The 14,708-nt window shown below is 65.4% G+C and carries 15 protein-coding genes; 11 read left to right on the top strand and 4 right to left on the bottom strand.

The genetic code is table 11. The features are described from left to right. Positions 1-3 precede the first annotated feature (3 nt). From GGD66_RS18535 to ccoS, 3 genes are read left to right on the top strand one after another with little or no spacing between them, the layout of a single operon-like run. Positions 4-495: a FixH family protein gene (locus GGD66_RS18535; protein WP_183258587.1), complete on the top strand. Its 492-nt coding sequence runs from the start codon at positions 4-6 to the stop codon at positions 493-495. Positions 496-506: 11 nt separating this feature from the next. Continuing rightward, entirely contained in the window at positions 507-2,696 is a 2,190-nt protein-coding gene (locus GGD66_RS18530; protein ID WP_183258586.1) for a cation-translocating P-type ATPase, read from the top strand. Beyond that, positions 2,696-2,863, top strand: coding sequence for a cbb3-type cytochrome oxidase assembly protein CcoS (gene ccoS / locus GGD66_RS18525; protein WP_018322747.1), 168 nt, complete (start codon positions 2,696-2,698; stop codon positions 2,861-2,863). Before GGD66_RS18530 ends, ccoS begins: the two co-directional genes overlap by 1 nt. Here the strand turns inward: ccoS and GGD66_RS18520 are convergent. Together GGD66_RS18520 and GGD66_RS18515 are read right to left on the bottom strand one after the other, a co-directional pair. Further along, positions 2,860-4,062: an MFS transporter gene (locus GGD66_RS18520; RefSeq protein WP_183258585.1), complete on the bottom strand. Its 1,203-nt coding sequence runs from the start codon at positions 4,060-4,062 to the stop codon at positions 2,860-2,862. The genes ccoS and GGD66_RS18520 overlap by 4 nt on opposite strands. An 87-nt stretch (positions 4,063-4,149) precedes the next feature. Further along, complete coding sequence (locus GGD66_RS18515; RefSeq protein WP_183258584.1) at positions 4,150-4,632, bottom strand: cupin domain-containing protein; 483 nt, start codon at positions 4,630-4,632, stop codon at positions 4,150-4,152. Between the two features lie 13 nt (positions 4,633-4,645). Here GGD66_RS18515 and GGD66_RS41165 point away from each other — a divergent pair, with 13 nt between their 5' ends. The 3 genes from GGD66_RS41165 to GGD66_RS18505 all read left to right on the top strand — a co-directional run bounded on the left by GGD66_RS41165 (position 4,646) and on the right by GGD66_RS18505 (position 5,957). Continuing rightward, complete coding sequence (locus GGD66_RS41165) at positions 4,646-4,822, top strand: hypothetical protein (RefSeq protein WP_177237262.1); 177 nt, start codon at positions 4,646-4,648, stop codon at positions 4,820-4,822. A 48-nt stretch (positions 4,823-4,870) separates the two neighbouring features. After that, positions 4,871-5,155, top strand: a complete 285-nt coding sequence (locus GGD66_RS18510; RefSeq protein WP_026202807.1) for a hypothetical protein — start codon at positions 4,871-4,873, stop codon at positions 5,153-5,155. Positions 5,156-5,240: 85 nt separating this feature from the next. After that, positions 5,241-5,957: a peroxiredoxin-like family protein gene (locus tag GGD66_RS18505; protein ID WP_183237918.1), complete on the top strand. Its 717-nt coding sequence runs from the start codon at positions 5,241-5,243 to the stop codon at positions 5,955-5,957. 17 nt (positions 5,958-5,974) lie between these two features. On the opposite strand, the gene GGD66_RS18500 is transcribed toward GGD66_RS18505, so the two are convergent. Then, positions 5,975-6,856: a LysR family transcriptional regulator gene (locus tag GGD66_RS18500; RefSeq protein WP_183258583.1), complete on the bottom strand. Its 882-nt coding sequence runs from the start codon at positions 6,854-6,856 to the stop codon at positions 5,975-5,977. Positions 6,857-7,034: 178 nt separating this feature from the next. Here GGD66_RS18500 and GGD66_RS18495 point away from each other — a divergent pair, with 178 nt between their 5' ends. The 3 genes from GGD66_RS18495 to GGD66_RS18485 all read left to right on the top strand — a co-directional run bounded on the left by GGD66_RS18495 (position 7,035) and on the right by GGD66_RS18485 (position 10,108). Further along, on the top strand, positions 7,035-7,859 hold the full coding sequence (locus tag GGD66_RS18495; protein ID WP_183258582.1) for a 3-hydroxybutyrate dehydrogenase: 825 nt from the start codon (positions 7,035-7,037) through the stop codon (positions 7,857-7,859). Positions 7,860-7,917: 58 nt separating this feature from the next. Continuing rightward, positions 7,918-9,066 carry a patatin-like phospholipase family protein gene (locus GGD66_RS18490; protein WP_092259969.1) on the top strand — a complete coding sequence of 383 codons (1,149 nt, stop codon included), beginning with the start codon at positions 7,918-7,920 and terminating at the stop codon, positions 9,064-9,066. Between the two features lie 91 nt (positions 9,067-9,157). After that, a complete protein-coding gene (locus tag GGD66_RS18485; protein WP_183258581.1) occupies positions 9,158-10,108 on the top strand; it encodes an oxygenase MpaB family protein in 951 nt (316 codons plus the stop codon). Positions 10,109-10,222: 114 nt separating this feature from the next. Here the strand turns inward: GGD66_RS18485 and glgA are convergent, their stop codons facing one another. Next, positions 10,223-11,638: a glycogen synthase GlgA gene (gene glgA, locus GGD66_RS18480; protein ID WP_183258580.1), complete on the bottom strand. Its 1,416-nt coding sequence runs from the start codon at positions 11,636-11,638 to the stop codon at positions 10,223-10,225. Positions 11,639-11,830: 192 nt separating this feature from the next. Here glgA and GGD66_RS18475 point away from each other — a divergent pair, with 192 nt between their 5' ends. Continuing rightward, positions 11,831-13,027 carry a CaiB/BaiF CoA-transferase family protein gene (locus tag GGD66_RS18475; RefSeq protein ID WP_183258579.1) on the top strand — a complete coding sequence of 399 codons (1,197 nt, stop codon included), beginning with the start codon at positions 11,831-11,833 and terminating at the stop codon, positions 13,025-13,027. 131 nt (positions 13,028-13,158) lie between these two features. Beyond that, positions 13,159-14,703 carry an ABC transporter substrate-binding protein gene (locus GGD66_RS18470; protein WP_183258578.1) on the top strand — a complete coding sequence of 515 codons (1,545 nt, stop codon included), beginning with the start codon at positions 13,159-13,161 and terminating at the stop codon, positions 14,701-14,703. Positions 14,704-14,708: the final 5 nt, after the last annotated feature.

Here is a 14,708-nt window from a genome sequence, read left to right as displayed (position 1 = left end):
ATCATGGCATCCGCCCCGAAGCCGCTGACCGGAACGAAAGTCTTCCTGATGCTGGTCGCCTTTTTCGGCCTCGTGATCGGCGTCAACGTCACCATGATGAAGCTCGCGATCGCGACGCTGCCCGGCACCGAGGTCGACAGCCCCTATGCCGCGGGACTGACCTATGATCGCGAGATCTCGGCAGCGCAGGACCAGACCGCGCGCAAATGGAAGGTCAACGCCCATATCGAGCGCCGCAACGACGGCGGTGCCTTGCTTCAGGTCGAAGCACGCGATGCCGGCGGCCAGCCGATCGCCGGACTTAAATTCGGCGGCCGGCTGGAGCGGCCGACCGACAAGCGCGCCGATCTCGCCGTCGAGCTCACCGAAGCCGGCATCGGCCTCTATCGCGGCGATGCCGCGTCCGTCGCGCCGGGCCAATGGGACCTAGTGATCGAGGGCGAGGCGCGGGGGACGCGCGTGTTCCTGTCGCGTAATCGCGTGATCCTGAACTGAAGGACTTCGACATGCACGTCACGCGGGATTTTTCGCACTACGTCCGGGCTGCGGCCGAGGGCGTCCAGCACATCGATCTCGCGGTGGAAGGCGTTCATTGCGCCGGATGCATGGCCAAGATCGAACGCGGCCTGTCCGCCATTCCTGACGTCACGCTGGCGCGCGTCAACCTCACCGACCGCCGCGTCGCGCTGGAATGGAAGGCTGGCACGCTCGACCCAGGTCGGTTCATCGATCGCCTCGAGGAGCTCGGCTACAAGGCCTATCCGTTCGAGACCGAGAGCGCGGAAGCGTCCGAGGTCGCCGAATCGCGTTTCCTGCTGCGCTGCCTCGGCGTCGCCGCCTTTGCCACCATGAACGTGATGATGCTGTCGATCCCGGTGTGGTCGGGCAACGTCTCGGACATGCTGCCCGAGCAGCGCGACTTCTTCCACTGGCTGTCGGCGCTGATCGCATTGCCGGCGGCGGCCTATGCCGGCCAGCCGTTCTTTCGCTCGGCCTGGCGTGCGCTGTCGGCGAAGACGACCAACATGGACGTGCCGATCTCGATCGGCGTGATCCTCGCGCTCGGCATGTCTGTAGTCGAGACCATCCACCACGCCGAGCACGCCTATTTCGACGCGGCGATCATGCTGCTGACCTTCCTGCTCGTCGGCCGCTTCCTCGACCAGAACATGCGGCGGCGGACCCGCGCGGTCGCCGGCAATCTCGCGGCGCTGAAGGCGGAGACGGCCGCGAAGTTCGTCGGCTCCGACGAGATCTCGCAGGTGCCGGTGGCCGCGATCCATCCGGGCGACATCGTGCTGCTCAGGCCCGGCGAGCGCTGTGCGGTCGACGGCACCGTGATCGAGGGCCGTTCGGAGATCGACCAGAGCCTGATCACCGGCGAGACGCTCTATGTCACGGCCGGGCAGGGCACGCCGGTCTATGCGGGCTCGATGAACATCTCCGGCACGTTGCGGGTGCGGGTCTCGGCGGCGTCCGAGGCGACGCTGCTCGCCGAGATCACGCGGCTGCTCGACAACGCGCTGCAGGCGCGCTCGCGCTACATGCGGCTTGCCGACCGTGCTTCGCGTCTCTACGCGCCGGTGGTGCATGCGACCGCGCTTCTGACCATCCTCGGTTGGGTCATCGCCGGCGCGTCCTGGCATGATGCGATCGTGACGGGCGTTGCCGTGCTGATCATCACCTGTCCCTGCGCGCTGGGGCTCGCCATTCCGACCGTGCAGACGGTCGCCTCCGGCGCGATGTTCAAGTCCGGGGTGCTGCTGAATTCCGGCGATGCGATCGAGCGGCTGGCCGAAGCCGACCATGTCATCTTCGACAAGACCGGCACGCTGACGCTGCCCGATCTCGAAGTGATGAATGCCGCCAACATCCCCGCCGACATCTTCGAACTCGCCGGCCGGCTCGCGCTGTCGAGCCATCATCCGGTCGCCGCCGCCGTGGCGCAGGCGGCCGGCGCCAGATCGCCTGTTGTCGGTGCGGTCGAAGAGGCCGGGCAGGGCGTCCGTGCGACCGTGGAGGGCGTCGAGCTTCGCCTCGGCCGCCCCTCCTTCTGCGGTGCCGAGGCGCTGGTTGGGAGCGCCGTTGTCGATCCCGAAGCTTCCATCGTCGCTTTCAGCAAGGGCAGCGAAAGGTTCATCCTCTCGGTCCGCCAGGGCCTGCGTCCGGATGCGCAGGCCGTGATCGCGGCGCTGAAGGCGCGCAACATCGGCATTGAGATTCTCTCCGGCGATCGGGAGCCGGCAGTGATCGCGGCGGCCCATGCGCTGGGCATCGCGGAATGGCGTGCCGGCGTCACGCCGGCCGACAAGATCGCACGGATCGAGGAATTGAAGCGGCGCGGCGCCAAGGTGCTGATGGTTGGCGACGGCATGAACGACGCGCCTTCGCTGGCGGCAGCCCATGTTTCGATGTCGCCGATTTCGGCGGCGCATTTGAGCCAGGCCACCGCCGATCTCGTCTTCCTCGGCCGACCGCTGGCACCGGTGGTTGCCGCCATCGACGCCTCGCGCAAGGCGCTGCATCTGATGCGGCAGAATCTCTGGCTTGCGATCGGCTACAACGTGCTCGCGGTGCCGGTTGCGATCAGCGGCGTCGTGACGCCCCTGATCGCGGCGGCGGCCATGAGCGGATCCTCGATCCTGGTGATGCTGAATTCGCTGCGCGCGCGTAGCGCCTCGCGGGAGATCTTGTGATGGAGATCCTGGTCATCCTGGTCCCGCTGGCGCTGATGCTCGGCGGCGCTGGTCTCGTCGCCTTCCTGTGGTCGCTCAGAAGCGGCCAGTACGACGATCTCGACGGCGCCGCCTGGCGCGCCATCGCCGACGACGAACCGCCGCAGGAAGTGCCGGCCAAGCGCTAGCGCTTCAGTTTCAGTGCGAGCAGGCCAGCGGCCGCAAGGGCTATGCCCACGCCAGTCATGCAAGCGTGCCAGCCGAAGGCATCGAACAGTCGGCCGAGCACGGCGGTGCCGACTAGACCCCCACAGAAGTAGCACGCTAGATAGGTGCCGCTGGCGACGCCGCGGTGCTCGGTCGTCGTCTGTCCGACGAAGCCGGTCGCTGCCGCCTGCGCAAAGAAGGTTCCGACCGCGACCAGCACCATCCCGGTGAGCACTTCAGGTAGCCGCCCAGTCAGCATCAGTGGCAGCCCGATGCCGGCAACGGCGAGCGAGCCCCAGATCGTCGGGCGTGCTCCGATGCGTGAGGCAACCCGCCCCGCCAGCAATGTCGTGACGACCGAGGGCAGGAACACCAGGTAGACGAGGCCGAGATCCATCATCCCGAGCGACAGCGGCGGCCGGACCAGAACGAAATTGACGAAGGTGAAGGTGCCGATGAAGGCGAACAGGATGCAGAATCCGATACCGAAGGCGGCGCGCAATCGCGGATTGCGCCAATGCGCCATCGTGGCGGCCAGCGGCGATGCCGCCGGCGCCGCCGCATGCATCGGCGGCACGCGCCTGATCGTGAAGTAAACCAGCACCGCACCGGCGAGATTGAGCGCTGCGAACAGATAGAAATTCCAGGCAAGGCCGAGGCTTTCGGCAACAGCCGCCGAGACCAGCCGGCCGACAAGATTGCTCGCGACATTGCCGGTGATATAGGCGGCGAAGGCGCCGCCGGCGTCCATCGCGCTGCATTGCTCGCCGAGATGAGCCAGTGTCAGCGCGAAGGCGGAGGCCATGCACAGGCCCTGCGCGACGCGCAGGGCGGTGAAGACGGCGAGATTTGGCGCGATCGCCAGCAGGCCGGTCGGGAGCGCCAGCAGCATCAGGCTGAGCAGGATGCCGGTGCGGCGGTCGATATGCGGGCTAAGAAAGCCAATCACGAGGCTGGCTGCGGCCATGCCGAACGTGCTGGCGTTGACGGCAAAGCTCATCGCCGCGGGCGTGACGTCGTAATGGCGTGTGAGCGAGGGCAGGATCGCCTGCGTTGCGAAGAGATCGACGACGGTCAGGAACGCGGTGAGGCCGATCACGAGCGAGCGCAGCGCCAGTCCCGGCGCCTGCGCCTCCATCGTCATTGCGGCCGGTTTGATCGGCGCGGAAAGATCGGTCATGGCGATTGTCCTGTAGGGATGCGGCGCCCGGGGAAAGTCCGGGCGCCACCTCTCGTAACGAGATGTGATGGGGCCGGGGGCACTCGGTTACATGTGGTGGTCGTTGGGATCCTTGCGGACATCGCCGACATAGAGAATGACGGTCTCCTTGCCGAGGTTCTTCCACCAATGCGAGGTGCCGTGAACCTCGGGGCGGATGTCGCCAGCCTTGTGCACGATCGGATCGACGCAGTTGGAGGCATATTCGACGATCTCGCCCTGTTGCACGAAAATGAGAGCGGGGCGGTCGTCATGGCTATGCCAGGGCACGATGCCGCCGGGCTCGATGGTCAGCTTGCGGAAGCGCAGCTCGCGGCCCTCGATATGCGCCGGCTGCTTGCCGAGGTCGATCGTGCCCAGCGTGACGTCGGTCACCCCGACGGGTTTGTAGTCGACCATCTGCTGGGCGTTCGGCTTGATCTTGCCGGCCGGACATTCGCCGGCAACGACCGGCTGCGCCGAGAGCGTCAGCGCGCCGACGATGGCAAGGCCCGGCCAGATCAGACGCGACAAGGCGTGGCTCTTGGACATGGAAAGGTCTCCTGTGTTGGCCGCAACCCCGCTGGTCGCCGGCGATGACGGGAGCTTCATCGAGATCGCGTCCATCCTGAAATGCCGGCTTGCTCTCGATGCGATAGCGGCGCGCTATGTCGATGCGCAGCGGCTATCGATCCGATTGGGCAATGGCATTTCCGCTTTCGTAGCATCCGGCGTTCGATGACAGGGCGCCCCATTGGCGGGCGTTCACGTCAATTTGGAGGAGCACCCCATGCCGAAATTGTCCAAGACCCTGATCGCCACCGCCGCGTTTGCGGTCATCGCCACCTCGGCCTTTTCGGAGGCCGCCTGGGACTTCAAGGCCGGGATGGCCTATGTCTATGGCGGCCCCGGCAAGATGTCGGCGATGGCCATGGCGCCGGCCGAGAAGAACCACGAGGCGATGATGAAGAACGCCAAGAAGGTGCCCGACAACACCGTCTTCTTCATGAGCAATGGGTCGATGTACACCACCTCGGGACGGCTTGATCCGACCGGCAATTTCTACGTGAACTGAACGGGCCCTGGCATCGTGGCCGCCCCCTTGCGGGCGGCCGAACCGGGAAACTAATATTCGCCGAAGGGAATGCCGGAGCAGAAAGATGACAGCTCTCTCGCCAGCCGACGCGGAACAGCTCAGGCTTGCCTTCCAGCGCTGCCGCGACATGGACGGTACGCTGAACGATCAGCTCCGCGCCTATGCCGATGCCAGCCGTGAGGTCTTTCCGGCGTATGGTGAGGCCGTCGATCGACTGGTGGCGAGATTGGGCGGGAACGGCGGTGGTGAAACCGCGCCGCGCCCGGGCGATGCGATGCCGCCGTTCATGCTGCCGGACGAGTCCGGGCGTCTCGTCACGTTGCCGTCGCTGCTGGAGCGCGGTCCGCTCGCCGTAATGTTCTTCCGCGGCCATTGGTGTCCCTATTGCCGGCTCAATGTCCGCGCGGTGGTTCAGGCGCTCGATCGCATCGAGGCCATGGGTGCGCAGATCGTTGCAGTGATGCCGGAGACGCAGGAATACACGAGGCAGCTCAAGGCTGAATCCGGCGCGCCGTTTCCGATCCTGACCGATCTCGATAACGGCTATGCGCTGTCGCTCAATCTCGCGATCTGGCTCGGCGCCGAGATCCAGGACCTGTTGTCCTACCAGGACATGGCGAAATTCCACGGCAATGACGGCTGGATGCTGCCGATCCCGGCCGTGTTCGTGGTCGGCCGCGACGGGATCGTGAAGGCCCGCTTCGTCGATCCCGATTTCCGCAAGCGCATGGAGATCGATGATCTGCTCGCAGCGCTGGAGAGCGCGGGCAGGGAGAACTGAGCGCTCGCGACGCGGGCTTATCCTGCAATCTCCCGCCAGTCGGCGCCGCGCAGCATACGCATCACGGCGTTGGCGACCGCCGTGCGTTGCCGGCCGGCGACCCCGTAAAGGCTGACGGTGCGGCGGGCGTCGAGCCCGGCGACCGTGGCGCGCGTCAGTGTCTGCGGCAGGGGCGAAGTGTGCGGCATCATGGCGACGCCGATGTCGGCCTCGACCAGCTCGATCAGGTCGCGCTCGCTCGAAATCTCGTGTCCATGCTCGATGCCGTGCTCACGCAGGCTGGCGGAGATGCGGCGCGAGTGCTCGCAGAACGTCCGGCCCAGCAATTGCTCCGAGCGCAGATCGTCCAGTTCGATGCTGCTGCGCCCGGCCAGCCGATGCCCGTCGCCAACGACGAGCTCGAAGCTCTCGGTGAACAGCGGCCAGGCGTCGAGCCGGTCCCAGGCCTCGTCGATCTCGGCGGCGATGCCGAGCTCGGCCTCGCCCTTCTTGAGGAATTCACCGACCTCGCGGCTCGTCCCGCGCAGGAAGCGCAGTTCGAGCCGGTTGAACTGCCGCCTGATCTCGTTGAGATGGGGAATCAGCAGTGCGAGGTCGATCGAATGCGTCAGAGCGATGCGGAGCGCGCCAACCTCTCCGCTTTTAAACGAGGAGGCGAGCGATCGCGCGCCGGCGGCGGCGTCAAAACACTGTTTCAGGAGCGGATGCATGCGCTGGCCGAGTTCGGTCAGTTGCGCCGCCGGCCGCTCGCGGCGGAAGAGGTCGCCGCCAAGCTCGGCCTCAAGCTGCTTGATCGCGCGCGTCAGCGAGGGCTGCGTGACGTTGCACTCCTCCGCCGCGCGCGTGAAGTTGAGCAACTGCGCCACCGCGAGGAAATAGCGGACCTGGTGCATTTCCATGGATCGGCTCCCGGCAAGATACGCGATCTTATCCGATCGGGACGGCGAATGACATCCCGGCCGCTATAGCACGCGCCTATGGATTCGGAAGCCAGCTGGTATTTCCGTTTGGGCGGCCAATCCGCGAGGGTTCTGAAGCTCGGCCTCGAAGCCAGTCGTCGCCAAAGGAGATCGCGTCATGAACATACCGCTGAAGCCGCAGACATCTCAGTCTGCACGCGTGCTGGCCGGCAAGGTAGCGCTGGTCACCGGGTCGACCAGCGGTATCGGACTCGGCATCGCACGCGCCCTGGCTGCGGCCGGCGCCGATGTCGTGCTGAACGGCCTTGGTGTCGCCAGCGAGATCGGCCGGACACGCGAGCAGATCGCCGCCGAGTTCGACGTCAAAGCGAGTTACTCGCCGGCCGACATGACGAGGCCGAAATCGATCGCCGAGATGGTCGCTGCGACGATCGCCCAATCCGGTCGGCTCGACATCCTCGTCAACAATGCCGGCATCCAGCATGTCGCGCCGCTGGACCAGTTTCCGGTCGAGAAATGGGACCAGATCCTCGCGATCAACCTGAGCTCGGCCTTCCACACGACGCGGCTCGCGCTGCCGGCGATGCGCCAGAACGGTTTTGGCCGGATCATCAACATCGCCTCGGCGCACGGCCTGGTCGGCTCACCGTTCAAGGCGGCCTATGTCGCGGCCAAGCACGGCATCGTCGGCCTGACCAAGGTCACGGCGCTGGAGACCGCGGAGGAGGGCATCACCTGCAATGCGGTCTGTCCCGGCTACGTCTATACGCCCCTGGTCGAAGCGCAGATCGACGGGCAGGCCAAGGCACACGGCATTTCCCGCGATCAGGTGATCCACGACGTGCTGCTGGCGCAGCAGCCGAACAAGCGTTTTGCCACGGTCGATGAACTCGGCGCGCTCGTGGTGTTCCTGTCGACGGATGCGGCGGCTTCGATCACCGGCGTTGCGCTGCCAGTCGACGGCGGCTGGACCGCCCATTGACATGAGCCAGCGCAACAAGTCGAATCTTCAGCCAATGCAAGCTCATCAGGAGCGAGATATGAACGGCACACAGGACAACGCACGAGGCGAGAGCCACGACCTGCCGGGTCAGGTCGTCCTCGTGCTGCAAGGCGGCGGTGCGCTTGGCTCCTATCAGGCGGGTGTCTACCAGGCGCTGCATGAGGCTGGCATCGAGCCGGACTGGGTCATCGGCACCTCGATCGGTGCCATCAATGCGAGCCTCATCGCAGGCAACGCGCCGGAGCATCGGGTCGCTCGCTTGAGGGAGTTCTGGAAGCGGATGGAGCAGAATCCAGTCTGGGACTGGCGCGCCGCGTTTCCAGGCTTCAATGAGAAGCTGGCCTATTGGTCGACGGTCACTCACGGCATTCCAGGTTTCTTTCGGCCCAATCCGCTGGCGCATGCCGGCGATTCCTATCCGCTCGGTGCCGACAATGCGGGCTATTATTCGACCGTACCGCTGGAGAAGACTCTGAGCGAGCTGGTCGATTTCGACCTCGCCAATCGCTGCGCGCCGCGCCTGACGGTCGGTGCGGCCCACGTCGGGACCAGTGAAATGCGCTATTTCGACAGCCGCGACGGCGAACTGACGGTCAAGCATATAATGGCGTCGGGCGCGCTGCCGCCGGCTTTCCCGGCGGTGCGCATCGACGGCGAGCTCTACTGGGACGGCGGCATCCTGTCGAACACGCCGACGGAAGCGGTGTTCGATGACAACCCGCGCAGGGATTCGCTGATCTTCTCCGTGCATTTGTGGAATCCCGTCGGGGCCGAGCCGAGCACCATGGCGGAGGTGCTGAACCGGCACAAGGACGTGCAATATTCCAGCCGCATTTCGAGCCAGATTGCGCGCCAGCAGCAGGCCCATCGTCTGCGTCATGTCATCAACCAGCTCGCGGCACGGCTTTCGGAGGTCGAGCGCAACGATCCTGCTGTGAGGGAGTTGACGAGCTACGGCTGTCCGACCCGCATGCACGTGGTGCGGCTGCTCGCGCCGCAGCTCGAGCGCGAGACCCATACCAAGGATATCGACTTCAGCCCGTCGGGAATCACGCGGCGCTGGCACGCTGGTTATGCGCACACGAAGTCGGTGCTTGCGCGCAAGCCTTGGATCGGCGAATTCGACCCGCTCGCCGGCGTGGTGCTGCACGAGCATATGGAGGAGATGCCGATTGCGGCGGAGTGAGGGCCTTGCGCGTTGTTCTCTGGCGCAGTGACGATTTCCCGGCGGAGCGGTCTGGGCTATTGTTGCGCCGTCTTGGTCGCGAGGCTTGCAATTGGTTGCTGAAAAGGATCTCGAGGCAACGCTCGATCTGGTCCGCGCCAACGCGGCGGGGCCGGTGGCGGGCGTGTTCGGTCCTGAGACGCTGACCTGGCGGATCGACCGGGAGGCCGTCATCTTTCTCGGCGCCGGCCGCGCCTTGTTACTGCAACTGGCGCATCCCTGGGTCGCCGCCGCCATCGCCGAGCATTCGAAAACCCTGGCCGATCCGATCGGCCGCTTCCATCGCACCTTCGATATCGTCTTTGCCATGGTGTTCGGCTCGCTCGACCGTGCCTTGCGCTCGTCCCGGCAGCTGCACCGGCGGCACGGCATGATCGTCGGAGAGATGCCCGAGACGGTCGGCCCCTTTGCGGCAGGCTCGCGCTACTGCGCCAACGATATCCCCTCGCTGCGTTGGGTCCATGCGACGCTGGTCGAGACGGCACTGATGGCGCACGAGCTGGTTTTGCCGCCGTTCTCGGTGGAGGAGCGCGAGCGCTACTGGACCGAGAGCCGGATGTTCGGTGCGTTGTTTGGATTGACGGCGGATGATCTGCCCGCGGACTGGGCCGGTTTTACGGCCTACACCGCGGCGATGGCGCAGTCGGATACGCTGACCGTGAGCCCGGCGGCGCGCGAGATCGCGGCGCAGATTTTTGACGGCGCGCGTCCGTGGTTGCGGCCGCCGCGATGGTATCGCGCGCTGACGGCGAGCCTGTTGCCGGAACGATTGCGCGCCGGCTTCGGGTTTGAGCTCGGCGAGCGGGAGCTCAGATCGGCCGACAACGCGCTGCGATGGATCCGGCGCATCTATCCGACATTGCCGGACCGGCTGCGCTATGTCGGCCCCTATCAGGAAGCCCAGGCGCGGCTGCGAGGCGAAGCGCAGCCGGACTGGATGACGCGCTGCCTCAACAGGGCGTGGATCGGGCGGCCGCAAATGGATGTGCGCGGGAGAGGGTGAGGTTCGCTGCCTTTAGCCCCGTCGCCCTTCGAGGGCCGCTGAAGAAGCGGCCACCTCAGGGTGACGGGGAGAGATAAGCCGCGCAATGACCGAGCGTGCGGAAGCGCCTCTGTCTCACACCGAAGCCAGCTTCCGGTACAGCGCGCTGTAGCTCCCCGCCGAGATGCTCCAGGAGAACGACCGTCCCATGGCGCTGCGGCGCATGGTGTCGAGCTGGTCCTGGGCCATGAAAGCGGAGAAAGCCCGGCGGACACCGCCAAGGAAGGACTCGCGCGAGGGCCTCGAGAACAGGAAGCCGGTCTCGCCGTCGGTGATGGTTTCGGCAAGGCCGCCGGTCTGGTGACCGATCGGCAGCGAGCCGAAGCGCTGGGCGTACATCTGGCTAAGCCCGCACGGCTCGAAGCGCGAGGGCATCAGGGTGAAATCGCTGCCGGCAAAGATACGGCGGGCCTGGGCATCGTTGAAGCCGATCACCACCCCGATGGCGTCGGGGCGGCGACGATGCGCGTCGATCAGAGCTTGCTCCAGCGCCGGCTCGCCGGAACCGGTGACCACGATCTGCCCGCCGGCATCGACGATCTCGTCGGCCGCCGACAGCACGAGGTCGATGCCCTTCTGGTGCACGAGACGCGCGACGATGCCGAACATGGGGCCGCGCGACACCGCTAAGCCGAACTGCTTGCGGACGTAATCCGCATTGGCCCTCTTGCCGACCCAGTCGCCGGCGCCGAACTGCTGGGCGAGCTGGGCGCAGGAGCGCGGGTCCCAGCTCTCGTCGATGCCGTTGAGGATGCCGGTGAGCTCGGATGCGTCCGAGCGCAGGCGGAGCAGGCCCTCCAGGCCGCAGCCGAATTCGGCCGTGGTGATCTCGCGCGCATAGGTGCCGCTCACGGTGGTGAGGTGCGAGGCGTAGACGAGGCCGGCCTTGAGGAAGGAGAGCTGGTCGTAGAACTCGACGCCGTCGATGTGGAAAGAGCTTTCCGGTGCGCCGATCCGCCGCAACGAGTCCTTCGGGAAGAGGCCCTGATAGGCGAGGTTGTGAATGGTCAGGATCGAGGGCAGCTTGGAGCCGCGCCAGGCGAGATAGGCCGGCACGAGCGAGGCCTGCCAGTCATTGGCATGGATCAGGTCTGCTGCCCAATTCTTGTCCAGCTTGCCCATGGCCAGCTCAGCGGCGGCCGAGGCAAAGCGCGCGAAGCGGATGTCGTTGTCCGGCCAGTCCCGCCCGGACTCGTCGCCATAGGGGTTACCGGGCCGGTCGTAGAGTTGCGAGCAGAGCAGCACGTAGACCGGCAGGCCGTCCTTGGTCGCTGCCCGTCCGAGCGAGCAGGCCGGCATCTCCGCGAGCGCCGGGCAGCGCCCAACGATCTGAATATGCGTGAGTTGCTCGATGATGTCGCGATAGCCGGGCAGCATGATCCGGATATCGGCAAAGGAGCGAAGGGCGCGGGGCAGCGCAGCGGACACGGCTCCAAGGCCGCCGACGCGGACGAAGTCGTCCAACTCCGTGGTGACGAACAAGACCCTCAAGAACAGCTGCCCTCTGTCGATCCCGTTCGCTACTATGCAAGAACGGGTCCAGTTGTCCGGGAATTCTTAAAGCCCGCCTACGCGGCGCGTCGGTTCGGTAAACACTTTCCTACTCGGCCGCCGCCCTCTAGGGTCGCCGCATCAACAACAGAGAACTTCGAGAGTTCCTAAGACCCAAGGACGTGAGCAGGCATGCAGCTAGCAGATAAGCATGAGGGGACGACGACAAAAGCCTTCGCCGGGCTCAGGGTCCTGGATTTTTCGACCACCATCGCCGGTCCTCACTGCGCGCGGATGCTTGCCGACATGGGCGCCGAGGTCATCAAGATCGAGACCGACGGCGGGGAGACGATGCGGACCCGGCCGCCGCTGCGCAAGGGGTGCAGCACCGCGTTCGGCCAGCTCAATGTCGGCAAGAAGAGCGTCGTGCTCGACCTCAAGTCCGAGGACGGCAAGGAGGCGGTGCGCCGGCTGGCCGCGACATCAGACATCCTGGTCGAGAACTTTCGCCCCGGCGTGATGCACCGGCTGCGGCTCGACTACGACAGGCTGCGCACCGTCAATCCGAGGCTGATCTATTGCTCGATCTCAGGCTACGGGCAGACCGGCCCCTCGGCCGAGCTGCCGGCTTATGCTCCGGTGATCCATGCCGCCTCCGGCTATGACATGGCGCATCTGGCCTACCAGCCTGGCCGCAGCCGCCCGGATTATTGCGGCATCTATCACGCCGACGTCGTCACCGGCACCTATGGCTTCGGCGCGATCGCGTCCGCGCTCTATCAGCGGACCGTGACCGGCCTCGGCCAGCACATCGATGTGTCCATGCTGGAATCGATGCTGTCACTGACGCTGACCGAATTGCAGAGCGCACAATTCGCCGTGAAGCCGCCGCCGCGCCCGATGTTCGGCCCGACCGAGACGGCAAGCGGCTATGTCATGATCACGGTCGCCAGCGAGAAGACGTTCCAGGGATTGATGGGCGTTATCGGTCACCCCGAATGGATCTCCGATCCGCGCTTTGCGACCTATGCCGCGCGCCGCGAGAATTGGGCGGAGGTGATGGACGGCGTCGAAGCCTGGTCGCGGGAACTCACGACCGATGCGTGTCTCGCAGCGCTTGGCGCGGCCGGCGTGCCGGCGTCGGCTTATCGCACCGTGTCCGAGGCGCTGGCCGATCCGCAGCTCGCGCACCGGCAGGCGCTTTCCGAGGTGCGGGATGAGGGCGGCTCCTTTCAGGTGCTCAACCTGCCATTCCGGATGTCGGGTGCCGATACCACGCCGGCCAAGACGATGGCCGTGCTCGGCGAGCATACGGATGCGCTGCGCGAGGAGATCAGCCTCGCCGATGATGCATCAATTCCGACAGGCAAAACTGCCGCGACAGGCTGAGCACCATTACGCCGCACGTGCGGCGTGTGATCTGTCGCGCGTTCCTCTTGCCGTGGCGAGCTTTTGTCGCCAATCTCGTCCTCAGTCATTCAACGATCCGAAACATCGGACGAGGGATCCCGGGAGGAACCATGACGAACATCGCTGCCGCAGCGCGCAAGCACGCGCCGATTTTCCTTGTTGCGGCATTTGCCCTCCTTCCGCTGGCCGGGCCGGTGCAGGCACAGAAGCCGGGCGGCAGCATCACAGTCGGCCAGGAGCTGGAGATTGCGGGCTTCGATCCGCTCAAGGTCGGTGTCTACGACACCTCCACCTTCACCGCGGCCGCCGCGATCTTCGATACGCTGACCACGCTCGACGACAAGGGCGAAGCCGCGCCAAAGCTCGCGATGTCCTGGACTCATTCCGACGATTACAAGAGCTGGACCTTCAAGCTGCGCCAGGGCGTGACATTCCACGACGGCACGCCGTTCGATGCGCAGGCCTTCAAGGAGAATTTCGACCGACAGAAGGACCCCGCCAACAAGTGCCGCTGTGCCTTCTACATCACCAACGTCAAGGAGGTGCTGGCGCCGGACGAAACCACCGTTGTCTTCAATCTGACCGATCCCTCGGTGAACTGGCCGGCGGTGATCACAATCCAGAGCTCCAACAACGTCATTCATTCACCGACCGCGTGGAAGACCAAGGGTGACGACTACAATCGCAATCCCGTCGGCACTGGTCCCTACATCCTGAAATCGTGGACCGCAGGCGACCGCATGGTGCTGGAGAAGAATCCCAATTACTGGGACAAGGGCCGGCCCTATCTCGATCGCATCATCCTGAAGCCGCTGCCCGATGCACAGTCGCGCTCCGCCTCGCTGCAATCGGGCGAGGCCGACATCATCTGGGACGACGAGAACGACGCCGACAACATCATGAGGGCGCAGAAGGACTCCAAGCTCACGGTGCACACCTACAAGGGCTCGGGTGCCCAGGTCTACGCCTTCAACACCAAGGTCGCGCCGTTCGACGATGTCCGCGTGCGTCAGGCGCTGGTGATGGCGCTCGACCGCCCGAAAATGTCGCAGGCGATCAGCAACGGCTTGAGCCGGCCCGCGACCAATCCCTATGGCGATGGCTCCTGGGTCAAATGCAAGGACGACGGCGCGCTGCCGTTCGACGTCGAGAAGGCCAAGGCGCTGATCAAGGAGTACGGCAAGCCGGTCGAGTTCAAGATGCTGGTGACCGCGACGCCGCGCGGCCGCATGATCGGCCAGGTGCTCCAGCAATTCTGGAAGCGCGTCGGCGCCAGCATGGAGATCGAGCAGGTCGATCAGGCCACCATTCCCTCGCGCGCCTTTACACGCCAGTTCCAGATGACGCCATGGCGCATCGTCGATCTCGCCGATCCCGACCCGCAGATGTACGCGAATTTTCGCAGCGGCAGCCCGCTGGCATTGGCCGGTTTCTCGAATCCCGAGCTCGACAAGCTGCTGGACCACGCGCGCGTCACCGCCGACCTTGGGCAACGCACCGAGGATTACTGCGCCATCAGCCGCCTGATCAACAAGGAGGCAATCTGGTTCTGGACCTTCCAGAATACTTACTACGCGCTATCTAGCGTCAAGCTGAAGGGCTTCCCGAAGATCTACAATGGCGTGATCGACGTTTCGACGACCTGGCTGGAATGATGGCG

This window comes from Bradyrhizobium sp. CIR48 (assembly GCF_014198315.1).
In the GTDB taxonomy this organism is placed as follows: domain Bacteria; phylum Pseudomonadota; class Alphaproteobacteria; order Rhizobiales; family Xanthobacteraceae; genus Bradyrhizobium.
This window is presented reverse-complemented; position numbering and strand designations above follow the sequence as displayed.

Bases quoted from the DNA above. Each gene is read 5' to 3' on its own strand.
- GGD66_RS18535 (WP_183258587.1), top strand. From the start codon at position 4: ATGGCATCCGCCCCGAAGCCGCTGACCGGAACGAAAGTCTTCCTGATG.
- GGD66_RS18530 (WP_183258586.1), top strand. From the start codon at position 507: ATGCACGTCACGCGGGATTTTTCGCACTACGTCCGGGCTGCGGCCGAG.
- ccoS (WP_018322747.1), top strand. From the start codon at position 2,696: ATGGAGATCCTGGTCATCCTGGTCCCGCTGGCGCTGATGCTCGGCGGC.
- GGD66_RS18520 (WP_183258585.1), bottom strand. From the start codon at position 4,062: ATGACCGATCTTTCCGCGCCGATCAAACCGGCCGCAATGACGATGGAG.
- GGD66_RS18515 (WP_183258584.1), bottom strand. From the start codon at position 4,632: ATGTCCAAGAGCCACGCCTTGTCGCGTCTGATCTGGCCGGGCCTTGCC.
- GGD66_RS18510 (WP_026202807.1), top strand. From the start codon at position 4,871: ATGCCGAAATTGTCCAAGACCCTGATCGCCACCGCCGCGTTTGCGGTC.
- GGD66_RS18505 (WP_183237918.1), top strand. From the start codon at position 5,241: ATGACAGCTCTCTCGCCAGCCGACGCGGAACAGCTCAGGCTTGCCTTC.
- GGD66_RS18500 (WP_183258583.1), bottom strand. From the start codon at position 6,856: ATGGAAATGCACCAGGTCCGCTATTTCCTCGCGGTGGCGCAGTTGCTC.
- GGD66_RS18495 (WP_183258582.1), top strand. From the start codon at position 7,035: ATGAACATACCGCTGAAGCCGCAGACATCTCAGTCTGCACGCGTGCTG.
- GGD66_RS18490 (WP_092259969.1), top strand. From the start codon at position 7,918: ATGAACGGCACACAGGACAACGCACGAGGCGAGAGCCACGACCTGCCG.
- GGD66_RS18475 (WP_183258579.1), top strand. From the start codon at position 11,831: ATGCAGCTAGCAGATAAGCATGAGGGGACGACGACAAAAGCCTTCGCC.
- GGD66_RS18470 (WP_183258578.1), top strand. From the start codon at position 13,159: ATGACGAACATCGCTGCCGCAGCGCGCAAGCACGCGCCGATTTTCCTT.